Annotated in this window: 19 protein-coding genes and 1 pseudogene; 11 read left to right on the forward strand and 9 right to left on the reverse strand. The window is 68.2% G+C overall.

What is annotated here, in order from left to right; all coding sequences use genetic code 11:
• Window positions 1–2 precede the first annotated feature (2 nt).
• The 3 genes from G3M57_RS24740 to G3M57_RS24750 all read left to right on the forward strand — a co-directional run bounded on the left by G3M57_RS24740 (window position 3) and on the right by G3M57_RS24750 (window position 3,344).
• Window positions 3–431: an acyl-CoA thioesterase gene (locus G3M57_RS24740; RefSeq protein ID WP_163233409.1), complete on the forward strand. Its 429-nt coding sequence runs from the start codon at window positions 3–5 to the stop codon at window positions 429–431.
• An 895-nt stretch (window positions 432–1,326) separates the two neighbouring features.
• On the forward strand, window positions 1,327–1,950 hold the full coding sequence (locus G3M57_RS24745) for an SEL1-like repeat protein (RefSeq protein ID WP_163233410.1): 624 nt from the start codon (window positions 1,327–1,329) through the stop codon (window positions 1,948–1,950).
• 143 nt (window positions 1,951–2,093) lie between these two features.
• The gene (locus G3M57_RS24750) at window positions 2,094–3,344 is read left to right on the forward strand and encodes a UbiH/UbiF/VisC/COQ6 family ubiquinone biosynthesis hydroxylase (RefSeq protein ID WP_163233411.1); all 1,251 of its coding nucleotides are present in this window, start codon (window positions 2,094–2,096) and stop codon (window positions 3,342–3,344) included.
• Window positions 3,345–3,475: 131 nt separating this feature from the next.
• On the opposite strand, the gene G3M57_RS24755 is transcribed toward G3M57_RS24750, so the two are convergent.
• The 4 genes from G3M57_RS24755 to G3M57_RS24770 all read right to left on the reverse strand — a co-directional run bounded on the left by G3M57_RS24755 (window position 3,476) and on the right by G3M57_RS24770 (window position 6,090).
• Entirely contained in the window at window positions 3,476–3,676 is a 201-nt protein-coding gene (locus G3M57_RS24755) for a Trm112 family protein (RefSeq protein ID WP_056755768.1), read from the reverse strand.
• Window positions 3,677–3,829: 153 nt separating this feature from the next.
• A complete protein-coding gene (locus tag G3M57_RS24760; protein ID WP_056755765.1) occupies window positions 3,830–4,495 on the reverse strand; it encodes an LON peptidase substrate-binding domain-containing protein in 666 nt (221 codons plus the stop codon).
• Window positions 4,496–4,524: 29 nt separating this feature from the next.
• Window positions 4,525–5,454, reverse strand: a complete 930-nt coding sequence (locus tag G3M57_RS24765) for a thioredoxin family protein (protein WP_056755762.1) — start codon at window positions 5,452–5,454, stop codon at window positions 4,525–4,527.
• Between the two features lie 129 nt (window positions 5,455–5,583).
• Window positions 5,584–6,090, reverse strand: coding sequence for a prolyl-tRNA synthetase associated domain-containing protein (locus G3M57_RS24770; protein WP_163233853.1), 507 nt, complete (start codon window positions 6,088–6,090; stop codon window positions 5,584–5,586).
• 84 nt (window positions 6,091–6,174) lie between these two features.
• Between G3M57_RS24770 and G3M57_RS24775 the strand changes: the two genes are divergently transcribed.
• The 6 genes and pseudogenes from G3M57_RS24775 to G3M57_RS28035 all read left to right on the forward strand — a co-directional run.
• Complete coding sequence (locus G3M57_RS24775) at window positions 6,175–6,921, forward strand: DUF6065 family protein (RefSeq protein WP_163233412.1); 747 nt, start codon at window positions 6,175–6,177, stop codon at window positions 6,919–6,921.
• Between the two features lie 3 nt (window positions 6,922–6,924).
• Window positions 6,925–7,215: a hypothetical protein gene (locus G3M57_RS24780; RefSeq protein ID WP_163233413.1), complete on the forward strand. Its 291-nt coding sequence runs from the start codon at window positions 6,925–6,927 to the stop codon at window positions 7,213–7,215.
• A gap of 217 nt (window positions 7,216–7,432) precedes the next feature.
• Window positions 7,433–7,990 carry a hypothetical protein gene (locus G3M57_RS24785; protein WP_163233414.1) on the forward strand — a complete coding sequence of 186 codons (558 nt, stop codon included), beginning with the start codon at window positions 7,433–7,435 and terminating at the stop codon, window positions 7,988–7,990.
• A gap of 2 nt (window positions 7,991–7,992) precedes the next feature.
• Window positions 7,993–8,295: a winged helix-turn-helix domain-containing protein gene (locus tag G3M57_RS24790; protein WP_163233415.1), complete on the forward strand. Its 303-nt coding sequence runs from the start codon at window positions 7,993–7,995 to the stop codon at window positions 8,293–8,295.
• A gap of 203 nt (window positions 8,296–8,498) precedes the next feature.
• Window positions 8,499–9,188, forward strand: a complete 690-nt coding sequence (locus G3M57_RS24795; protein ID WP_163233416.1) for an alternative oxidase — start codon at window positions 8,499–8,501, stop codon at window positions 9,186–9,188.
• A gap of 95 nt (window positions 9,189–9,283) precedes the next feature.
• Window positions 9,284–9,372, forward strand: a pseudogene (locus G3M57_RS28035) (hypothetical protein); the annotation flags it as partial.
• 28 nt (window positions 9,373–9,400) lie between these two features.
• Here G3M57_RS28035 and glmM read toward each other — a convergent pair.
• A complete protein-coding gene (glmM, locus tag G3M57_RS24800; RefSeq protein ID WP_056755747.1) occupies window positions 9,401–10,747 on the reverse strand; it encodes a phosphoglucosamine mutase in 1,347 nt (448 codons plus the stop codon).
• A gap of 155 nt (window positions 10,748–10,902) precedes the next feature.
• On the opposite strand from glmM, the gene glmS reads away from it, so the two are divergent.
• Window positions 10,903–12,735, forward strand: a complete 1,833-nt coding sequence (gene glmS / locus G3M57_RS24805; protein WP_163233417.1) for a glutamine--fructose-6-phosphate transaminase (isomerizing) — start codon at window positions 10,903–10,905, stop codon at window positions 12,733–12,735.
• Window positions 12,736–12,829: 94 nt separating this feature from the next.
• The gene (locus G3M57_RS24810) at window positions 12,830–13,582 is read left to right on the forward strand and encodes an IclR family transcriptional regulator (protein WP_163233418.1); all 753 of its coding nucleotides are present in this window, start codon (window positions 12,830–12,832) and stop codon (window positions 13,580–13,582) included.
• A gap of 106 nt (window positions 13,583–13,688) precedes the next feature.
• On the opposite strand, the gene galA is transcribed toward G3M57_RS24810, so the two are convergent.
• From galA to G3M57_RS24830, 4 genes are all read right to left on the reverse strand, one after another.
• The gene (gene galA / locus G3M57_RS24815) at window positions 13,689–16,571 is read right to left on the reverse strand and encodes a beta-galactosidase GalA (RefSeq protein ID WP_163233419.1); all 2,883 of its coding nucleotides are present in this window, start codon (window positions 16,569–16,571) and stop codon (window positions 13,689–13,691) included.
• Between the two features lie 20 nt (window positions 16,572–16,591).
• A complete protein-coding gene (locus G3M57_RS24820) occupies window positions 16,592–17,209 on the reverse strand; it encodes a FadR/GntR family transcriptional regulator (RefSeq protein ID WP_163233420.1) in 618 nt (205 codons plus the stop codon).
• Between the two features lie 1,450 nt (window positions 17,210–18,659).
• Window positions 18,660–20,969, reverse strand: coding sequence for a heparinase II/III domain-containing protein (locus G3M57_RS24825; protein ID WP_163233421.1), 2,310 nt, complete (start codon window positions 20,967–20,969; stop codon window positions 18,660–18,662).
• A 53-nt stretch (window positions 20,970–21,022) separates the two neighbouring features.
• A complete protein-coding gene (locus G3M57_RS24830) occupies window positions 21,023–21,685 on the reverse strand; it encodes a putative 2OG-Fe(II) oxygenase (protein WP_163233422.1) in 663 nt (220 codons plus the stop codon).
• Between the last annotated feature and the right edge of the window lie 2 nt (window positions 21,686–21,687).

A 21,687-nucleotide genomic window follows, 5' to 3' on the forward strand; every position in this document is an offset into this window, starting at 1 on the left:
CGATGACCGACATCCCCGCGCTGCAGCGCGCCGAATCCCTGGCCAAGGCCTGGGAGGCCGCCGAGTGGCCGCACGAGCCGCCGGTGCTGCGGGCCATCGCCATGCCGTCCGACACCAATCCCGAGGGCGACATCTTCGGCGGCTGGCTGCTGTCGCAGATGGACCTGGCGGCGGCCTCGATCGCCTTCCACCGCGCCGCCGGCCGCTGCGCCACCATCGCCGTCGACGGCATGACCTTCCTCAGCCCGGTGTTCGTCGGCGACGAGGTCAGCCTGTTCGCCAAGGTGGTCCATGTGGGCCGCACCTCGCTGAAGGTCGAGGTCGAGGCCTGGCGCCGCCGCCGCGACGGCGAGCAGGCCCACAAGGTGACGCAAGGGGTGTTCACCTTCGTGGCGATCGGCGAGGACCGCAAGCCGCGGCCGCTGCCCTAGGCGCAAGCGGCTCCGCCCCCTCCGGGGGCGGACAGACCGCGCAGCGGTCAGGTGGGGGCAAGTGTTCGCGGGCATGATCTCTCGTTCTCACGCGATCTCTCGCTGAGCTGATGGAAAGGGACGCGGAGCGCCGGACATCGTCCGGAGTGTTTGAGTAGTAACCGTTTCGACGAAGCCCGATCGCTCCGCGCGGTCGTTATCCGGAAGCCCGCGGCGCTGAGCCCTGTTCGGACCTCGCCGCCTTGAAGCCTCCGACGGGCGGGCCAGGTCAACGAACCCCGGTCCCGGACCGCGAGCGCATCACCGCCCGCCTGTTGCTCCGCCAGCCCTCGCGCCACGTCGTTTTTGTGTTCCAGGCCCGACCGGCTCCAGAGACGCGAGGTTTGGTCCCGAAGGACCGCCGACGGAGCTTCCCGCTCGATCGCCCCCCGCCGCCGCATCGGTCGCTGGCCATGCGCCCTTTCCCCGCGTCGAGGTGAAGTCAGGATAAGGGGGTCTGGGAGGGTGGGGACAGATTGGGGTCGAGAAAGTTCAGGGCGTTGAAATTTCGAGGCTTTGTCCGCTATCCGCCGAGGATAACCCCACACCTCCGCTCATCCCGGCGAATGCCGGGACCCAGATCCCAAAACTGAGAGACTGACTGGATAAGCTCAGCGTTCCTGGCGTCAGCCACGCCGCCATTCCATCTGGGTCCCGGCATTCGCCGGGATGAGCGGATCAAAAATCGAAGGTCTTCACCCTCTCGTCCGGCCCGACCGCCCCGGCGACCAGGCCACGCTCCCGAGAGCAGACACTTCGACCGGCCGAGAAGGTGGGTTTCGGTCATTGTTTCTTGATCTGCATAGGGCACGCGTTATGGCACAGCCGACAGTCATAACCGTGGGGTCCAAGCCATATGAACCCGTTCATCGGCTTTAGCGCAGGAGCGTTCGCTTTAAACCTGACGCTAAGTGTGTCCAATGCCTTCGCTAGCCCGCTGGATCAGCTGCCGCGCTCCGTGATCTGCCAAGGACCAGCTCCGTCGTCGTTTGCGCTTCGGGACATTCAAAGGAAGCTTCAAAGCTCGAAGTTCGATCCAATTGGGCTCGCCTATTCTGATTACTCGAGGCGAATTGACGCTAAGCGTATTCAAGAGCGGTTTAAACTTGGCCGACTAGAATGCTGGGCGGCCGCCGGTGATCCGGTGGCGGCGTATGTGATTTCCGCCCGACGGAACAATATCCAATTTATCACAGCGGCCGGCGCGCTGTCCGGCATCCGGGCGGATTCGATGATGATGTACGAACGTGCCGCCGCAGGTGGCGTGTGCCCCAACACGCTGTCGCCTTCAGAGATCGCCTTCGCATCCTGCGCAAACGGGCTGCCTGAGGCCCAATATATGCTTGGTTTGGCATACGAGCGTGGGTTCGGCGGATATGGCATCGACTTGGTGCAGTCTCTGTTCTGGTATCGGCGGAGCGCTTCAAACGGGCTAACGCTAGCCTATGGTGCAATCATCGAGTTGGAGCGAGGGCACTAAGCGGGCCAAGAGGTTCTCTTGAGCTCGCTCGCGCTGTAACCGAACTGACTGCCTAAACGTCCGACTAGGGTCGAAAGCCGCCATCAGCGCCCCGGTCACCGCAGTCTCTAGACACCACCGCCCCGCGCGCGCCATATCCGCCCATGCGCGACCACGACGCCGACGTCATCATCGCCGGAGCCGGCATGGCCGGGACCACCCTGGCGCTCGCCCTGGCCTCGGCGGGGGTCAAGGCCCTGCTGGTCGATCCCCAGCCGTTCGACGCCCAGCTGGCGGAAAGCTTCGACGGCCGCTCGTCGGCTATAGCCTATTCGTCGTTCCGCCAGTGGCGGGCGATCGGGGCCGGCGCGGCCCTGGCGCCCCACGCCCAGCGGATCGAGCAGATCCTGGTCACCGACGGCAAGACCCCCGGACCGAGCACGGGCGGGCCCTCGCCGTTCTTCCTGCGCTTCGACAGCAGCGAGATCGCCGACCGCTCCGAGGGCGAGCCCCTGGGCTATCTGATCGAGAACCGCCAAATCCGGGCCGCCCTGGCCCGGACGGTGCTCGACAAGGGCGTCACCGTGCTGGCCCCGGCGGCCGCCAAGGCGCTGGAGGTCACCCCCGCCGGCGCGACCCTGACCCTGACCGACGGCCGGGCCCTCAGCGCCCCGCTGGTGGTCAGCGCCGAGGGCCGCAACGGCGTGCTGCGCAAGGCCGCCGGCATCGGCGACATCGGCTGGAGCTACGGCCAAAGCGGCGTCGTGGCCACCGTCCGCATGGAGCATCCGCACCAGGGCGTGGCCCACGAATATTTCCTGCCCAGCGGCCCGTTCGCTATTCTTCCGCTCACGGACAATCGCGCCAGCCTGGTCTGGACCGAAAGCACCGACCGGGCCGAAGCCCTGCGCAACGCCGCGCCCGAGGCGTTCCACGCCCACCTGATGCGGCGGTTCGGCGAGTTCCTGGGCGCGGTCGAGATGGCCGGTCCGACCTTCGTTTATCCGCTGTCGCTGTCGCTGGCCGAGCGGCTGGTCGCCCCGCGCCTGGCCCTGATCGGCGACGCCGCCCACGGCGTGCACCCGATCGCCGGCCAGGGCCTGAACCTGGGCCTGAAGGACGCCGCGGCCCTGGCCGAGGTGGTGGCCGAGGCCCTGCGCAACGGCGAGGACATCGGCGCGGAGGCGACGCTGGAGCGCTACGCCCGCTGGCGGCGGTTCGACAATGTCAGCAACGCCCTGGCCTTCGACGGCTTCGTGCGCCTGTTCTCCAACAACAACCCGCTGCTGCGCCTGGCGCGCGGCGTCGGCATGGCGGCGGTCAACCGCATCGCCCCGGCCCGGCGGTTCTTCATGCACGAGGCCGGCGGCGGGGTGGGCGACCTGCCTAAGCTGCTGCGAGGCGTGGCGCTTTAGCGTTCCTCCCCCTGTGGGGGAGGCGATCGCGAAGCGATCGGTGGGGGGAGCCTTGGCGAGGCGGGATCACTCCCCCCACCGTCGGCTGCGCCGACACCTCCCCCACAGGGGGAGGATCTTCAGCGCGCCCGCTACTCTTCCAGGCTGCGGGCTTCCTCGGGCAGCATGATCGGCACGCCGTCGCGGATCGGATAGGCCAGCTTGGCCGCGTTGCTGATCAGCTCGCCGCGGGCGCGGTCGTAGAACAGCGGCGCGCGGCTGACCGGACAGACCAGCACCTCCAGAAGGCGCGGGTCGAGATCGGCGGGCGGAGGCGGCGGAGCGGCGGTCATGGGGCGTGTTGTAGGCGGTTTTTCACCGGCGGCAAACGTCTTGCGTCCTTCGAGGCCCGCTGCACGGGCGCCTCAGGATGAGGCGCGTCGTGGCTGCGAGTTCCTCATCCTGAGGTGCGAGCCGAAGGCGAGCCTCGAAGGACGCAAGACCGCCTATTGGATCATCGTCGGGTCTTCGTCGTCGCCGGCCGCCGCGTCGATCTCCAGCAGGGCCACCAGGGTGTCGCGGCGCTCGGCCAGGGTCGGGGCCTCGAGCAGGGCCTGTTTCTCGACCGGCTCGAACGGCAGGGCCATGGCCAGGCTGTTGATCAGGGCGTCGGACGGCGCGGCCTCGGCGCTGCTCCAGTCGATGGCCAGGCCGCGGTGGTCGAGATAGCGGCGCAGGGCGTCCAGCAGGGACGACGGATCACCGGCCGTGGCGCTGTCGGGCGCCCCTTCGCGCAGGTCGGCCTCGAACGCCGTGAAGTCGGCGCGCACCTGGCGATAGGGCCCGCGGGCCGGCAGCTCGTCGCCGACCCGGAAGCGGCAGACCCCGGTCAGGGTGACCAGGTAGCGGCCGTCGCTGGTCTCGGCAAAGCTGGTCACCCGGCCCGCGCAGCCGACGGGCGCCAGGTTGGGCCGCTCGACGTCGCCGCCCGGGCGGGTCTGGACCATGCCGATGATCCGCTCGCCCGACATGGCGTCGTCGAACATGTTCAGATAGCGCGGCTCGAAGATGTTCAGCGGCAGCTGCCCGCCCGGCAGCAGCAGGGCGCCGTCCAGCGGGAACACCGGGATCACCAGCGGCAGGTCGTCCGCCCTTCGATAGGATCCTGGCATGCGACGCTCCCTTATCCGGCCAACCTGGCCTAGCTGAACAGGATCGATGACAGCCGCTTGCGGCCGGCCTTGGCGACTTCCGACGCGTAGCCGGCGGCCTCGAACACGGTCAGCAGCTGCTTGCGGGCCGCCTCGTCGTTCCAGGCACGGTCGCGTTCGATGATGGTCAGAAGATGGTCGGAAGCGGCCTGAAGCTGGCCGGCGCCGGCCAGGGCCTTGGCCAGTTCGAAGCGGGCCTCGTGGTCGTCGGGGTTGGCGGCCAGGCGCTTTTCGAACGGCGCGGTCTCGGACGGGGCGTCCTCGGCCAGGGCCAGGGCGGCGCGAACGCTTTCCAGGTCCGGGTCCTTGGCGCCGGCCGGAGCCGTGGCGGCCACCTCGCGGGCGCCCTCCAGGTCGCCGCCGGCCAGGTAGCAGCGGGCCAGGCCGCCGATGGCCTTGACGTTGGCCGGATCCATCTGCAGCACCTGGGCGAAGGCCTGGGCCGCGCCGCCCAGGTCGCCGAGGTCCAGCGACTCCTTGGCCATGGCCAGCAGGGCGTCGACGTCGCTCTCGGCCGGCGGCCCGGCCAGGCGGTCGATGAACGCCTTGACCTGGCTCTCGGGCAGCGCGCCCTGGAAACCGTCGACCGGCTGGCCGTTGACGAAGGCGTAGACGGTGGGGATCGACTGCACGCGCAGCTGGCCCGAATAGCCGGGGTTCTTGTCGACGTCGATCTTGACCAGCTTGACCGCGCCGCCGGCGGCGTTGACCGCCTTTTCCAGGGCCGGGGTCAGCTGGCGGCACGGTCCGCACCAGGTGGCCCAGAAGTCGACGATCACCGGCTGGGTCTTGGAGGCCTCGATGACGTCGGCCATGAAGCTGGCGTCCGTGCCGTCCTTGATGTGCGGGCTCTTGCCCCCCCCTTGCCCATTGGGGCCGCCGGCTTGGATGGGAGCGGGTTTTTCGCCGATCAGGGCCATGGGGTCTCTCTAATACGCGGGTCTTGAACGCACGGGGCGCCGAATGGATCGGCGGGGGCGGGACGCAGGCGTCCCCTCCCGCCGGCCAAGATGGTCTCTCGGGGCGCGGTTCGCAATCGGTCGATCGGCTTAATGAACGACCGCCATGGCCGCGAAATCGACGATCATCGGCGTGACCCCCAGGGCCGCCAGGAACCGACGGAAGCCCGCCTGCGACACGGCCGTGGTGGCGTCGTTGGACAGAGGATGGAAGTTGACCGGGTCGGCCTTGGCAAGCGCCGCGTCGAGCACGAAGCGCACGCGATGGTCGGTGTCGTTGATCAGGCCGAAGGCGGTGACCGAGCCCGGAGTGACCCCAAGGGTTTCCAGCATCAGTTCCGCGTTGCCGAACGACAGCCGGCCCGAGCCGATCACCGTGTGCAGGCGCTTGAGGTCGATCGCCGTCTCGCCCAGGGCCGAGATCAGCCACAGCTGGCCCTTGGCGTCCTTGAGGAACAGGTTCTTGGTATGGCCGCCGGGCAGGGCCGCCTTGATCTCCAGCCCCTCCTCCACGCGGAACACCGGCGGATGGTCGAGGGTGGCGTGAGCGACGCCGTGGGCGTCGAGGAAAGACAGCAGGTCGGCGCGGGTCTTCATCGAGGTCTTCATGGGGGGACTTCCTAGCCGAGCCCGCGCCCGCTAGACCAGACGCAAGACCAGCTAGGGAAGAAGAGAGCCGGCATGGAACTGGAGTGCTATCCCACCGAGGCCCGCCCGCCGGAGATCGTGCCGGGACGACCCCAGCGGGCCTGGATGGACCATTTCGCCGACCGCCATCCCTATCGCTGCCTGCCCCTGACCATGGCCAACACCACCGGCTGGGAGATCCTGTGCCCGGTCGGCTTCACGGCGACCTGGGACGGCGGGGCGCACCAGAACTGCATCACCTTCCGCTCCGACCATCCGCATCCGGGCTTCGACGACTTCGTCAAGTCGCACTTCTCGCGCGGGACGATCACCTTCCATACCGGCTACCTGTTCCGCACCCCGCCGGGCTGGTCGATCTGGACCATGGGCCCGCCGAACCACGTCAAGGACGGCGTCCAGCCGCTGGCGGGGCTGGTCGAGACCGACTGGCTGCCCTTCCCCTTCACGATGAACTGGATCTTCACCCGCCCCGGCACGGTGCGCTTCGAGAAGGGCGAGCCGTTCTGCTTCTTCATGATGATCCAGGACAAGCCGCTGGAGCAGGTGCAGCCGGTGATCCGGTCGATGAACTCCAATCCGGACCTGCGCAAGCAGTACGACACCTGGGCCGCCAAGCGCGGCGAGTTCAACGCCCGGATCTTCAAGCGCGAGCCCGAGGCGATGAAGGAGGCGTGGCAGCGCTTCTACTTCAAGGGCGAGTATCCCGAGGAGGTCGAGGCCCCGGCCCCGACCGCACACGTCAACAAGCGCCGGCTCAAGGCGCCGAAGCTGGGGAGCTGAAGGATGAAAGTTGTCCTGGCGCTGACGCTGATCAGCGCCGCGCTCGTCGGCTGCGCGCCCAAGCTGGTGACGCGCTCGGAGATGCGCCGGCTGCATCCCGGCATGACCTACGCCGAAGCCGTCAAGGTCATCGGCGCGCCAGGTCGCCTTCGCGGACTCGACGAAACGGTGATCGGCGCACTCGTTCCGTCCGCAGGCCAGGACGTCTACGTCTGGACCAACCAGGACGGCTCCCTGCTCAGCGCCGCGTTCGACGAAGGGCGTCTCGGCGCCCTCAGCGAACGCGGCCTTTGAACGCTCGACGGCCTACTTCAGCGCGTAAGCAATCACCTGGTCGCCGATCGGCGTTGAGGTCGATGGCGTAAGGGAGCGTCCACCCGCGGGTCGCCCGCTGGTTCGGCGCTCTTCCCAATCGGCCCCGTCGGCAGAACACTCTGCTTGACAGAGCATCAACGTATGATAACTCTGCATCACAGAGCGCTCTGGGCGCGAACTTGCAGAGGAGGGTGCGATGGGCATTTCCAAGACCGAGGCGGCGTCCGCGCTGGCCGATATCGAGAGCACGACCGGCCGCGGCCGATTGCTGAAGACCTACCAGGTCGGCGGGCCGATCCTGATGGTCTGGGGTGTCGTCTGGGCGGCGGGCTACACCGCCATGGGCGTGCTGCCGCCCGAACGCTGGGGTCTGGCCTGGCTGATATTGGACGCGATCGGCATCGCGGCGAGCCTCCTGCTCGGCCGCCGCGGCGACAAGGCCGCGGCCAAGGCGGGCCAGGGCTGGAAGGTCGCGGCCGCCATCGTGGCGATCATGGCCTTCATGGCGGCCACCTATGTGGTTTTCCGACCCACGTCGGTCGAACCGGCCATCGTCTATCCGGGGCTGATGACCGGCCTGGTCTACGCCGGCGCCGGCATCGCCTTCGCCCCTCGCTACCTGTGGATCGGCGCGGCGATCTTCGTCGCCAGCCTGGTCGGCTTCTTCTTTTTCCAGCCGTGGCTGGCCTTCTGGATGGCGGCGGTCGGCGGCGGCGGGCTGTTCGTGGGCGGCCTGTGGCTGCGGAGGGCGTGAGCATGGCCGAACTGGACGAACTGATCCATCAGCCCCTGCGGCTGAAGATCATGGCCGCGCTGCACGCCGAGCGCGACGCCGACCCGGTGGAGTTCTCGCGCCTCAAGGCCGTGACCCAGGCCACCGACGGCAACCTGGGCAGCCACCTGACCACCCTGGAAAAGGCCGGCTACGTGGCGATCGCCAAGGACTTCGTCGGCAAGAAGCCCCGCACCCGCGTGGCCCTGACCCCCGCCGGCCGCAAGGCCTTCCGCCGCCACGTCGACTACCTGCGCGCCGTCGTCGAGGGCGTGGACGGCGACTAGACCTCTCCCGCCCCCTCTCCCGCCCCCTCTCCCGAAAGGGCGAGGGGGTCTTTTTCGGCGCCTTCAAGCCTCGGCGAACGGGGATACGTAGCCTCCCTTAGGGAGCGTCCGTTAGGGGGCGCTCCCGAATTTCGCGGCGGACGGCGCGGGCGTATCACGGCGTCATGAACGGTCCGACACGGGCCGAACCGGGGATAACCGCCATGACCAGCCCAGCCATTGACCTGACCGTCCACCACAAGCCCGCCGGCGCCTCTGACCGCGTCGCCTACGGCTTCGTCAAGCTGCTGCGCTTCTTCGCCGACACCTTCTTCGCCAAGCGCTACGGCCACCGGGCTGTGGTCCTGGAAACCGTGGCGGCCGTGCCTGGCATGGTCGGCGCGACGCTGAACCACCTGAAGTGCCTGCGCCGGATGGAGGACGACCGGGGCTGGATCAAGACCCTGATGGACGAGGCCGAAAACGAGCGGATGCACCTGATGACCTTCATCCAGGTGGCCAAGCCGACGATGTTCGAACGCTTCGTGGTCGTGGCCGCCCAGTGGGTGTTCTACCTGTTCTTCTTCGGCCTCTATCTCGTCTCCTCCAAGACCGCCCACCGCGTGGTCGGCTATTTCGAGGAAGAAGCGGTGATCAGCTACACCCACTACCTGGCCGAGATCGACGAAGGCCGGTCCGAGAACGTGGCCGCGCCGCAGATCGCGCTGGACTACTGGAACCTGCCGGCCGGCGCGACCCTGCGCGAGGTGGTCGAGGTGGTGCGCGCCGACGAGGCCCACCACCGCGACGTCAACCACGGCTTCGCCAACGAACTGCGCGGCCTGCCGCACGGCCAGATCGCGCCCTGCCCGCCGCACGTGGTGCTGGAACCGAACTGGAAGACGGCGGCCTGACGCCGCCCGCCAGCTCAGGTCCGCGCGCGCCCCGAGGGTCCACCCTCGGGGCGCAGTGCGTTTCGGGACTCAGATAACGGCGTCGAACCCCCTGCGTGATCCTCGTCCTTCGACAGGTTCAGGATGAGGATCGTTTCGGCGCCGCGCTGGAAAACCTCATCCTGAGCTTGTCGAAGGACGAGGTTTCGCCCTCGGGGCCGCAGGTTCTGCGACTAAACCGCCTTCACCGCCGAGACGATCGACCGGACCACCTTCTTGACCAGCGCCGGGTCGTCGCCCTCGGCCATGATGCGGATCAGGGGCTCGGTGCCGGACGGGCGGACCACGATGCGGCCCGCGCCGTTCAGCTGGGCCTCGCCGTCGGCGATGGCCTCCTTGACGGTCTTGTGCTCCAGCGGCTTGCCGCCGGCGAAGCGGACGTTTTCCAGCAGCTGCGGCACCGGCTCGAACTGGCGGCCCAGGGCGCTCATCGGCTGGCCGGTCTGGATCATCACCGCCATGACCTGCAGGGCCGCGATCAGGCCGTCGCCGGTGGTCGAGAAGTCCGACAGGATCACGTGGCCCGACTGCTCGCCGCCGATATTGAAGCCGCCCTCGCGCATGCGGGCCATCACATAGCGGTCGCCGACGCTGGTGCGCTCCAGCTTCAGGCCGTTGTCGGTCATCAGCCGCTCGAGGCCGAGATTGGACATGACAGTGGCGACCACGCCGCCCGACTTCAGCTTGCCGGCCTTGGCCAGGGCCAGGGCGATGATGGCCATGATCTGGTCGCCGTCGACCACCACGCCCTTCTCGTCGCAGATCACCAGCCGGTCAGCGTCGCCGTCCAGGGCTACGCCGATGTCGGCCCGGTATTCCCGCACCAGCTTGGCCATGGCTTCGGGGTGGGTGGAGCCGCATTCGGCGTTGATGTTGGTCCCGTCAGGGGTGACCCCAACCTCGATCACCTCGGCGCCCAGCTCGTAGAGGGCGGTGGGGGCCACGCGATAGGCCGCGCCATGGGCGCAGTCGATCACCACCCTCAGGCCCGACAGCGACAGGTGGCGCGGGAAGGTGGCCTTGACGATCTCGACATAGCGGGCCTGGGCGTCGTCGATGCGCTTGACCCGGCCCAGGCCGCGCGGCGGCGCCAGGCCTTCCTGCAGGCCCTCGTCCATCAGGACCTCGATCTTCAGCTCCTGCTCGTCCGACAGCTTGTAGCCGTCGGGGCCGAACAGCTTGATGCCGTTGTCGGCGAAGTCGTTGTGGCTGGCGCTGATCATCACGCCCAGGTCGGCCCGCATCGAGCGGGTCATCATCGCCACGGCCGGGGTGGGCAGCGGTCCGAACAGCCGCACGTCCATGCCGACGCTGGCGAAGCCGGCGACCAGGGCCGGCTCGATCATGTAGCCCGACAGGCGGGTGTCCTTGCCGATCACCACCAGGTGGCGGCGGTCGTCCTGCGAGCGGAACAGCTTGCCGGCCGCCAGGCCGACCCGCAGGGCGACCTCCGCGGTCATCGGATGCTTGTTGGCCTGGCCGCGGATGCCGTCGGTGCCGAAATAGGCGCGCTTGCTCATGGTCTGGTCTCGGTTAGATCTAGGTCGGACGGCGTAATGATCCGAAATGCAGATTTATGAGGGCTGGATCTGCACGAATGCTAAAGGCCCAGCGCGAAATAACCCGCATCGTAGCAATAGTCCCAGGCGCGGCGTTCTACAAAGGATCATGGCCCATGTGCGGCATCATCGGCATCGTCGGAAAAGAACCCGTCGCCGGGCGCCTGGTCGACAGCCTCAAGCGGCTCGAATATCGCGGCTACGACTCGGCCGGCGTCGCGGCGGTCGTGGACGGCCCAGGGGGCGGCAGGGTCGAGCGCCGGCGAGCCCAGGGCAAGATCAGGAACCTGGAGGCCGTGCTGGCCGAACAGCCCCTGGTCGCCCAGAACGGCATCGGCCACGTCCGCTGGGCCACCCATGGCGCGCCCACCGTCACCAACGCCCACCCCCACACCGCCGGCCGCGTCACCCTGGTGCACAACGGCATCATCGAGAACTTCGCCGAGCTGAAGGCCGAGCTGAAGGCGGCCGGCCGCACCTTCGAGAGCGACACCGACACCGAGGTGATCGCCCAGCTGATCGACGCCGAGCTGGCCACGGGCCTGGCGCCGCTGGAGGCGTTCAAGGCCACGCTCGACCGCCTGACCGGGGCCTACGCCCTGGCGGTGCTGGTCGAGGGCGCCGACAATCTGGTCCTGGGGGCGCGTCGTGGAAGTCCCCTGGTGGTCGGCGAGGGCCAGGGCGAGATGTTCCTGGGCTCGGACGCCCTGGCCGTCGGCCCGTTCACCAACCGGGTGATCTATCTGGAGGAGGGCGACTACGTGGCCATCGACCACGACAGCGCCAGGATCTTCGACGCCTCGGGCGCGTCCGTTCAACGCCCGGTCAAGGTGGTCCCCGCCTCGGCGGTGATGATGGAGAAGGGCAACTACCGGCACTTCATGGAAAAGGAGATCCACGACCAACCGGAAGGCTGCCAGCGGACGATCTCGGCCTATGTCGACGCCCTGACCGCCCGCACCGCCATACCGGGCGACGTCGACTTCAAGGCGCTGGAGCGGATCCAGATCGTCGCCTGCGGCACCTCCTACATCGCCGGGGTGATCGGCAAGTACCTGATCGAGCAGCTGGCCGACCTGCCGGTCGACGTCGAGATCGCCTCGGAATTCCGCTACCGACAGCCGGCCCTGCGGCCCGGCTCGCTGGTTATCGCCATGTCGCAGTCGGGCGAGACCGCCGACACCCTGGCGGCCCTGCGCTACTGCAAGGCCAAGGGCATGAAGAGCGCCGTGGTGGTCAACGCCCAGGAATCGACCATGGCCCGCGAAGTCGACGTGGTCTGGCCGATCCACTGCGGGCCCGAGATCGGCGTGGCCTCGACCAAGGCCTTCACCGCCCAGGTCAGCGTGATGATCGCCCTGGCCGTCGCCGCCGCCAAGGCGCGCGGGACGATCGACGCCGCCGAGGAGCAGCGGATGGTCCGGCTGATGCTGGAGGCCCCGCGGCTGATCGCCGAGGCCATCGGTCTGGAGGACGCCCTCAAGGAGATCGCCTTCGACATCGCCAAGGCCCGCGACGTGTTGTTCCTGGGCCGCGGCCCGATGTCGGCCCTGGCCCTGGAAGGCGCGCTGAAACTGAAGGAGATCAGCTACATCCACGCCGAGGGCTACGCCGCCGGCGAGCTGAAGCACGGTCCGATCGCCCTGGTCGACGACCAGACGCCGATCATCATCCTGGCCCCCTACGACAGCTATTTCGAGAAGTCGGCCTCGAACATGAGCGAGGTGATGGCGCGCGGCGGCCAGGTGGTGTTCATCACCGACCCCGAAGGCGCCCGGCACGCCCCGGCCGGCGCCCGCGTGGTGGTCACCGCCCCGGCCAGCGATCCGCTGGTGTCGACCCTGGTGATGTCGGCCCCCATCCAGCTCCTGGCCTACCACGTCGCCGTGGTGAAAGGCGCCGACGTCGACCAGCCGCGGAACCTGGCCAAGTCGGTGACGGTGGAATGACCTCGACGCCTGGGCGCCGGGAACTGTTCGTCCGGCTTGCCGGGGCGCGAGCCGGAAGCTAGAGGCTGGAAGGTCAGGTTTCGAAGGTCCCGCCATGTCGGATCGCAAGTACACCGCGCCGGCCCTGGAGAAGGGGCTGGACATCCTCGATCTGCTGGCGGCCCACGGCCAGGCCATGACCCTTTCCCAGATCTCGGTGGCGCTGGAGCGGTCGGTCGGCGAGATCTTCCGGATGATCCACGTGCTGGAGTTCAAGGGCTTCATCGAGACGGCCCCGGGCGCGGAAGGCTATGAGCTGACCAACCGGCTGTTCCGGCTGGGCATGGCGCGCGCCCCGGTCAAGACCCTGCTGGAGGCGGCGCTGCCGCCGATGCGCGAGCTGGCCGCGCGGGTCGAGCAGTCCTGCCACCTGGCCCAGGCCTCGCGCGAACAGATCGTCGTCGTGGCCCGGATCGAGAACCCCGGCTACTACGGCTATTCGGTGCGCACCGGCCATCGGCGCGACATCGTGGAGGCGACCTCGGGGATGGTGCTCTACGCCTTCCAGCCGCCGCCCGTGCAGGCCCGGTGGCGCGAGGTGATCTTCGCCGGGGTTTCGCAGGCCGACCAGACCGCGTTCCTGGCCCATGCCGAGCGCGTGGTCCGGCAAGGCTATTGGCGCGCCGAAAGCGACCTGGCGCCGAACATCACCGACGTCTCCGCGCCCATCATGGCCGACGGCGCCGCCATCGCGGCCCTGACCATGCCCTACATCTGCAAGCGTGGCGTGCGGCCGGTGGAAGAGACCATCGCCGAGGTCCAGGCCACCGCCGCGGCGATCTCCCGCGAGATCCAGGGCGTCGCCTGAAAACACCCCGACCGGACCGGCCGGGCGTGGCCCAGCGACCGGGCGCGCCGGCAGGTTCAATCCGCTCCAGGCGACGGGGACCCCTACGGCGTCGTCGTGAGGCCCATCAACCGACTTCCTCGACGACCACGGGGGCGCCCATGCCGAAAGGCTGGCCCGGCGCCACGGCCATCAGCACCGCCACGGTCCGCTCGCCATCCTTGGCCGGCAGCGCCGTCGTCAGCGCGCCAGCCGCGGCGTCAGGCTTGGCCGCCACCTTGACGCCGTCGATATAGACCTCGGCCGGACCGGTCAGGCGGCCGAACACCAGCTTGCCGCCGCCCCGCCGCACCTTCGCGCGCGGCGTGAAGACCAGCCGATAGAGCACGAAGCCACCGCCCGGATCGGCGTCCTGCAACGTACCGGGCTTGGCCCAGGTCCAGGAATTCATGTCGTTGTCGGCCGGCTTGGCTAAGGGATCGGGTCGCGTCGAGGCCATCGGCGACATTCGCCAATCGGACAGGATCGAGACCGGCGAGGTCCGCGGCTCAGCCAGCAGCGTCCCGGGCTGGACGGTCAGTTGAACCTGTGCGGACCGCAGCCCCGGCGCCGAGGCCGAAAGGCGCATGACGCCGCTGGAACCCTGTTCGCTCTGCACGATCACCTGGGCCAGGCCGTTGAACAGGCTTCGAGCGTTTCCCTTCTCCGGCTCGTGGCAGTTGGGATCGCCATTGCCCAGGCCGATGATCCGTCCGTTGGCGATCTCGAAGGTCACCGGCAGATTGGCCGTGGGGACCGGCCGCCCGGCCTTGTCCAGGGCCTCGACCGTAATCGGCGCGGCGTCGGCGCCGTCGCCGGTCAGGACGGTCCGATCCGGCGTCAGGCGCAGGGCGACCGGCGGACCCGCCGTCTCGACCACCGCCTTCGACACCGGTTTGCCGCCGACATAGCCGATCGCCTCCAGCCGGCCGGGCGCATAGGGCACGGTCCAGGACGGCATGACGAAGGGATCGACCGCCTGGCGCGAGATCAGCCGGCCGTTGAGGCGCAGCTCGACGGCCTCGGCGTTGGTCAGGGCCATCACCTTGATCGGCTGCCCCTCCTTGCCCGGCCAGGTCCAGTGCGGGGCCAGGTCCAGCAGCGGCCGGTCCTTGATCCATTGCGCCCTGTGCAGGAAGAACGCCATCTTCGGGAAGCCGCAAAGATCCATCGCCCCGAAGAACGAGCTGGCCGAGGGCCATTCGAACGGCGTGGGTTCGCCGCGATAGTCGATGCCCGACCACAGGAAGGCGCCCGCCACGAACGGACGCTTGGCGATCGCCTCCCAGCCCTTGCGATGGGTCGTGCCCCAGGACGACGGTTCCTCGTCGTTCTCGGCCAGGATGTTGCGCGCGCGATCGGTGAACCATTCGCCGCGGGTCATGAAGGCGGAGGTGTCCTCCGAACTCATCATCGGCAGGTTCGGATGCTCGGCGTGGAACCGGTCATACCTGTCGGGCTGGTAGTTGAAGCCCACGACATCCACGGCCTGCGAGACGTTGATCGGAGTGAACATGCCGTCGTTCATCGCGGCGGTGACGGGGCGGCTGTCATCCAGCCGCTTGACGGCCGCGACCATGCGCCGAACCATCTGGTAGCCCGCCTCCGTGCCTTGCATCGGCTCTTCGTTGAAAACCGACCACAGGAAGACGCTGGGATGGTTGCGGTCGCGGCGGATCAGCCATTCCAGCTGCCGCATGTAGTCAGGGCTGGGGTTGAAGTTGCGGTTCTCGTCGAGGATCAGCACGCCCAGCCGGTCGGCCGCCTGGAGCATCTCCGGGGCCGGGGCGTTGTGGGCGCAACGCACCGCATTGGCGCCCATGGCCTTGATCCGGCGCAACCGGAAATCCCACAGGCTGTCGGGCACGGCCACGCCGACCCCGGCATGGTCCTGATGCAGGCAGACGCCCTGGATCTTCAGCGACTGGTCGTTGAGGAAGAAGCCCTGGTCGGGGTCGAACCGCAGCGTGCGGAAACCGGTCGAGGTGATCGCCTCGTCGACCTGCTGGCCTCCGCGCCAGACGCGGGTGCGCACCGTGTAGAGCGCCGGATCGTCCACCGACCACAGGCGCGGGCTCGCGACCTCCAGGACCAGCCGGGCCTCGGCCTGGTCCAGCGACGGGACCTCGGCGGCGACGCGGCCGGCGCCCACCACCTTGCCCCAGGGATCGACCAGCTGGGCCTCGACCTCGACCGCCTCGGCCTTGGATCCGATATTGCCCAGGGTGGCGACGACCGGCAGGGTCCAGCGCCCCGCCGCGTCCCGCCGCGGATCGGCATGGACGCCGTCGTCGGCGATATGCACGGCCGCGCGCTTGGTCAGCCAGACGTGGCGATAGATGCCGCCGCCCTCGTACCACCAGCCTTCCATCAGATCGGCGTCGACCCGCACGGCGATGCTGTTGAGCTCGTCGCCGTAGCGGGCGAACGGGGTGAGGTCGATCTGCAGGGCGTTGTAGCCGCTCCAGTTGTGGGCCACGACGCTGCCGTTGAACCACACCGTGGCCTGGGTGGCGATCGCGCCGAATTCGATGGACAGGTGCTTGCCGCGATCGGCGGGATCCAGCCGTAGCGCCCGGCGGTACCAGGCCTTGCCGCGCGGACGATAGCCCTGGGCCAGGTTCTCGTCCTTGTCGAACGGCCCTTCGACCACCCAGTCATGCGGAAGGTCCAGTTCGCGCCAGTCGCTGTCGTCATACTCGAACGACGCCGCGCCCTGGGCGTTGCCGGCCTTGGCGTTGGCGTAGGACCAGCCATGCCCCCTGATCTTGGGAAACGGCACGTCGCCCAGATGGAAGCGCCAGCCCTGGTCCAGCGAGATCCTCTCCCCGGGCGCCTTGAGCTGCGGCATGGGATAGGATCGCTCGGGGACCGCGACGCCCGCCCAGCCCAGGGCGGGTGATGCGCCAGCCAGGGCGATGGCCGAACTTGCCCAAAGGAAACGACGACGGTCCAGGTTCATGTTGCTCATCTCGGATTTCCGGCCGTCCGTCAGCCGATCACATCGCGCATGGCGGCGGCGGCGGCGGCCTCGTCACCGTCCCGGATCGCGGCGAAGGCCCGGCGCATCGCCTTGGCCCGCGCCGCCGCCGATCCGTGTCCGCAGCGGGCGTCGTACAGCAGTTGAGCTTCGATCAGGCCCGACAGGGAGCGCATGACCGGCCGGTCCGACGCCGCGCAGATGGTCAGCCTGAAGGCCCGCTGGAGGGCGCGAGCCCCTGCGTCGGACGGCTCCGCCGCAAGATCGTTCAGACACTGCTGCAAGGTCTCCAGGTCGTCGACCGAACGCCGCTTGGCCGCGCGGCGCGCCGCCTCGCACTCCAGACCCAGACACATCGCGCGCAGGTCTTCGCCAAACACGGGATCGCCGCCCGCCCCCAGACGCCATCTCAGGACATCCCGGTCAAAATGGCTCCAGTGTTCCGCCCGGCGGACCGTGGCTCCGACCCGCGTCTTGACGCTCAGGAACCCTTTTGCGGTCAGGCCCCGAATGACTTCGCGCAGGAACGAACGGGAGACCTGGAACCGATGCAGCAGCGCCGTTTCGCTCGGAAAGCCGGTCACGTCGTAGACGCCGTCCATGATTTCCAGGGCCAGGACGCGCAGCATCTGGTCATGGGCCGAACGCGGACGCTCCAGACCTAGGCCTGGCCAGCGCGGCGGCGCGCCATCCTCGGCGCTTCCAGGCCGCCAAGGCGGCATCAGGGGCGCCGCCCCGGGCGGCTGGCCCTGTTCGGCGCCGCGACGATCGGCCTCTTCGAGAGCGCCAAGCCGGTCGGCGAACAGGGCCTCGCCCGCCTCCTGCCTGCGTGGCCGTGCATCTGCGCCGCGCATCATGTGGTCGCCTCAAAGATCGGCGCGGCGGTCAGACGCCCCGGCGTTCGAAGCGCCGGTGGGCGGACCGCGCACTCGGCTTGGGCCAGGCAGCCGGCCATGGGGCCGCCGGTCGCTTCACCGCTGACGATCAATACTGGCTTGCTCAAAGCCTCCTCCGGAGAAGAAAAAGACGCCCTTCGGCTAGGGAAAGGAACCGCCGAAGGGCGCAGGAGAAGGACGTGTCAGAACGACAGCCGCAGGCTGGCGTCGTTCGACGAAGACCTGGTCTTTGGCAGTTGCAGCCTCCGCGCGCGCCTCTGGCCGCGGTCGCCGTCTGCGCTGAAGGTCGCGCGGCTGTCCCGCCGGTTGGCCATGCCGGAATGAGTTCGGACCTGAACGCTAGAGCCTTGGTCGGAGGCGCTGTCCAGATCGCGCCGAACATTCTGCCTGCAAAGCATTTTCTACCCCTCCCGTTTGCTCGCGAGGATTCTGGCGCTCCAAGGGCGCCACGCGAACCGCTTTGACTGACCATCGAATGGCAACGTTGTCATCGCCCTACTGACCTAGCGGATTGTCACAAATTAGCAAGCCAATTCCTCAGACAAATGGGGTCTCAATTTCAAAATGTTGCGCATTAATACTGACACCGGTGGCATTCCGGGGTCAGCGTGGATCCTGCGCGGAGCACGGCCAAAAATGGCCTTACCCTCGCGTTCTCCCCAAGATTAGTGGATTTTTCGCCGGAATCGCAAACGCACAGCGAGCAACTTCACAGGCATATTATAAGTTTCGCTGGAAGCAATTAAGCAGACAATTTGTCAGAGGCGCTGCGGCCATCGGTGCAGTGCGCCTTCTCCCTGCATGAGTGCTTGAGGGGACGCTCCATAATCGGGCGGCGCTCTTGCACTTGCACTCGATGCGATCCGGTGGGAAAATTTGCCCCAAAATACCGTAGCGTTTTATTTATACAAAGTTTTTTGCAACACGCCTACATCGCTGGCGACGCCGTGTCCCGGCCCACAGGGAGTCGTCGTCCGGCGCCGCCCGCAGCGACGCTTCAGGGAGATTGAGCGTTTCCCGACCCGACTGAGTCCGGGCGGGACCTCAGATTTTCGTCTTGACGCATTTCCTGGCGACGCTCGGCCATTGGAGCTTGCCCCCGTCCAAACGTGGGGCTGACCGATCTTCTCGCCGAGCTGGCCCGAACCAAGAGGCGATCCGGTTTGTTCAGGTCACGCCGTCATCATCGCGCGGCGCGGGTTCGACGGACCAGCGCGACGTCACGCTCGCAAGCGGCGGCCGCCCCCTCCACGGTGATCGACCGCGCGCCATCGCAGCCCAAGCGGACGGCGAGGACGGGCTGGCCCTCGATGCTGGCCTCGGCCCCCCGCTTGCCGGCCGTCCTGACCACGAACGCCTTGGACAGCGAATCGAGCTCCACCTGGCCCTCGCGGCGCAGGTAGCTGCCGTCCGCCACGAACCAGCGTTCGGGCTTCCGCGGCGTCCCGCCCTCGGGATAGGTTAGCGCCAGGATGTAGGCGTCGGTCTCCCAGCCGCCGAGATCGGCGTTGGCGTTGCGGTGACGGATCCGGCCGTCGGCCAGCAGGTTGAAATAGACGTCGGTCACCTGCCCCTTCTGGTGAAGCCGCACCATCAGGTAGTCCTTGGTCTCGAAACGCTCGATCCGTGGCGCGCTGGCCGGACCGTTAGGGGTCAGGGCGACGATGAACTTCATGCGGTCGGAGACGCCCGGCGCCTGCAGGCGCAGATAGGGCTGGGCTTCGTCGGGCGCGTGGTCCCTCAGGCCGGCGCCCTGGGCCATGCGCAGCAGTTCGGGATAGTCGGTGGGCAGGCCGCCGTCGGGCAGGGTCTGCGGAAACAGCGGCTGGACGGCCACCTCGGCGTCGCCATTCCTGACCGTGATCACCTGACCTTGCCGCTTGGCCTCACCCTCGTAGTGCAGCAGCCACTCGAACTGACCCGGCTGCCAGCCCTTCAGGTCGTCGATCACCAGGATCACGTCGCCCAGCCACAGGAAGCTGCGATACTTGCGCTCGAAGACGCTGGCGTTCGGCCCCGTGGCGTCGGCCCAGACGAAGCGCAGGTCGCCCGCATCGACCAGGTGATCGACCCGCCCGGGGAAATGCGAGCCGTCATAGGTGTTGCTGGCCGGCTCGGCCTTGCCGTCCAGGGTGACGACATTGTGGGCCACGCTTTGCCGATAGTAGCCGTCGTATTCGGGCCGCGAATAGCTGCTGTTGCCGGAGTCGATCAGCAGCGGCTTGCCCTTGTGCCAGAGGATGAAGCTGCCGGCGTCCGCGTGGTTGTGGTTCCAGGTGAAGCCGGAACGGAGCGCCAGATAGGTCGCGTCCGGCGACCAGGACGAGCGCATCGTCGCCGAGCCCAGGTCCCGGTCGATCCAGCGGGTCGGCAGGTCCGGCCCGCGCGCCGCCTCCGCGCGCGCCTTGGCGGAAGGCCACTGCACCATGTTCTCCGGCTCGCTCCAGACATCCTGGCCGGGATTGGAGCGGACCTGGTCCAGATACCAGAGATAGCGGGGCTTCTGGTCGCCGCTGGCCCACAGGTTGATCAGGGCGTGCGCCCCGCTGGCGGTGGGATTGCCGTCGCCGAAGTTGGACGACAGCGCGCCCACCCCGGTTGGATAGAGGTTCTGGATGAACAGGTCGGCGACTCCGTCCAAACGCGGCGTCGGCGCGGGCTTTTCGGTGAAGGCGTCAAGCCAGGCTCGCTTGAACCTCAGATAGCCCTCCACGGCGAAGTCGGCGTAGTTGATGCTTTCGACGAAGGCGCCGTTGGACGCGAAGTGCTGGGGCTTGGTCTCGATCGCGCCGCCGTCATAGGCGGCCCATTCCTCGGCGGCCTCGTCGATGCGCCGGATCCAGGCGTCGGCCTGGGGCTCTTCGGTCTTGACCGCTATGGCCGCCACGCCCGCGCCGAACACGATGTGGCTGAACCAGTTGTGGCCCATGGTGTCGAGGCTGTGGATCCGCTCCGCCCCGTCGACCCAGTCGCCCAGGATCGGCTTGATGGCGCCCTTGACCAGGGCCCTGGCCAGGCGGTCGCGCTCGGCCGGGGTCAGGGCGTCATGGATCGCATCGAAGGTCAGGCCGTAGACATAGGCGCTGGTCCCCATGCCCAGGTCGGAATTCCAGACCGGGGTGCGGGCCAGCAGCGGCTTGTCGGTGACCCAGTTGGGGCGGGCCGCATAGACGTCCAGCAGGGCCTTGGCGCGGTCGGCGTAGCGGCGCTCGCCGGTCATGCGGTAGGCCAGGGCCAGGTCCATCAGGGCGGCGTTGAGCTCGCGGTCGTTGGCCGGCTTGCGGGTCAACGCCTCGTCGGCCTGGCCGTGCGCATGGTCCCAAGCCGCCTTGGCGTCGGGGTCCTCGGCCACCCGGGCGCGAAACTGCGCGACGTGGCGGTCGCTGAAGGCCAGGTAAGGGTGCCCCGACCGCAAGGTCTGGGCCTGGGCCGCCCCGCCGATCAGGCAGGCCGCCAGGACCAGGCCGGACACCCGCCGCATCACGTCACGCACCCCGTGTCTCCTCCCCGTCGCTGTCATCGTGTTCCTGCTCAATAATGATCCGCCTAGGCCAGGGACAGGTTGACCGCGATGCTCCGGCGCACGCCTGGGCTCCGGAACGGATAGACGCAGTGCAGCATCCAGGACGGCCACAGGTAGAACTCGCCCACCGCCGGCTTGACGACGAACAGGTTGCGCACGCCCACGGCGCTGCGGCTGTCGATGAACTGCAGGCACCCGGCGGTGTTCTGCCGCGCCTTGTCGGCCCGGAACTCGGCCTCGTAGTCGGGCGGCACGCGAAGGTAGCCGACGCTGCTGAACAGGCAGCCCTGGTGGAAATGGGCGGGATTGTAGTCGCCGGCGACCATGTCGTTGACCCAGCCTTCCTTGATCTGGATCCGCAGCTTTTTGTCGGCCAGCTCTTCGGTCCGCTCGTAGTCGCCGTAGTGCATGAGCGCGTTTTCGCAGCGGTAGGCGTAGGTGCGCGCGACATCGTAGAGGAAGTCGGTGACCTCGGACATTTCGCGGATGACGTCGGTGAACCGCATCTCGGTGCTGACCACGCCGGCCAGGTGCGCGGACCAGTCGCGGGCGGCGACCTCGTCCTGCCGCCCCAGCAGGTCGTCGATGCGGGCGTTCAGCCGCTCGACCATCCCGTCCGGCATCGTCGCCTTGAGGATGGTCGGGCTGAACGGCGCCACAAGCTTCAGGTCGTGGTCGCTGGTCACGG

It is taken from the genome of Caulobacter rhizosphaerae (genome assembly GCF_010977555.1).
Lineage (GTDB): Bacteria > Pseudomonadota > Alphaproteobacteria > Caulobacterales > Caulobacteraceae > Caulobacter > Caulobacter rhizosphaerae.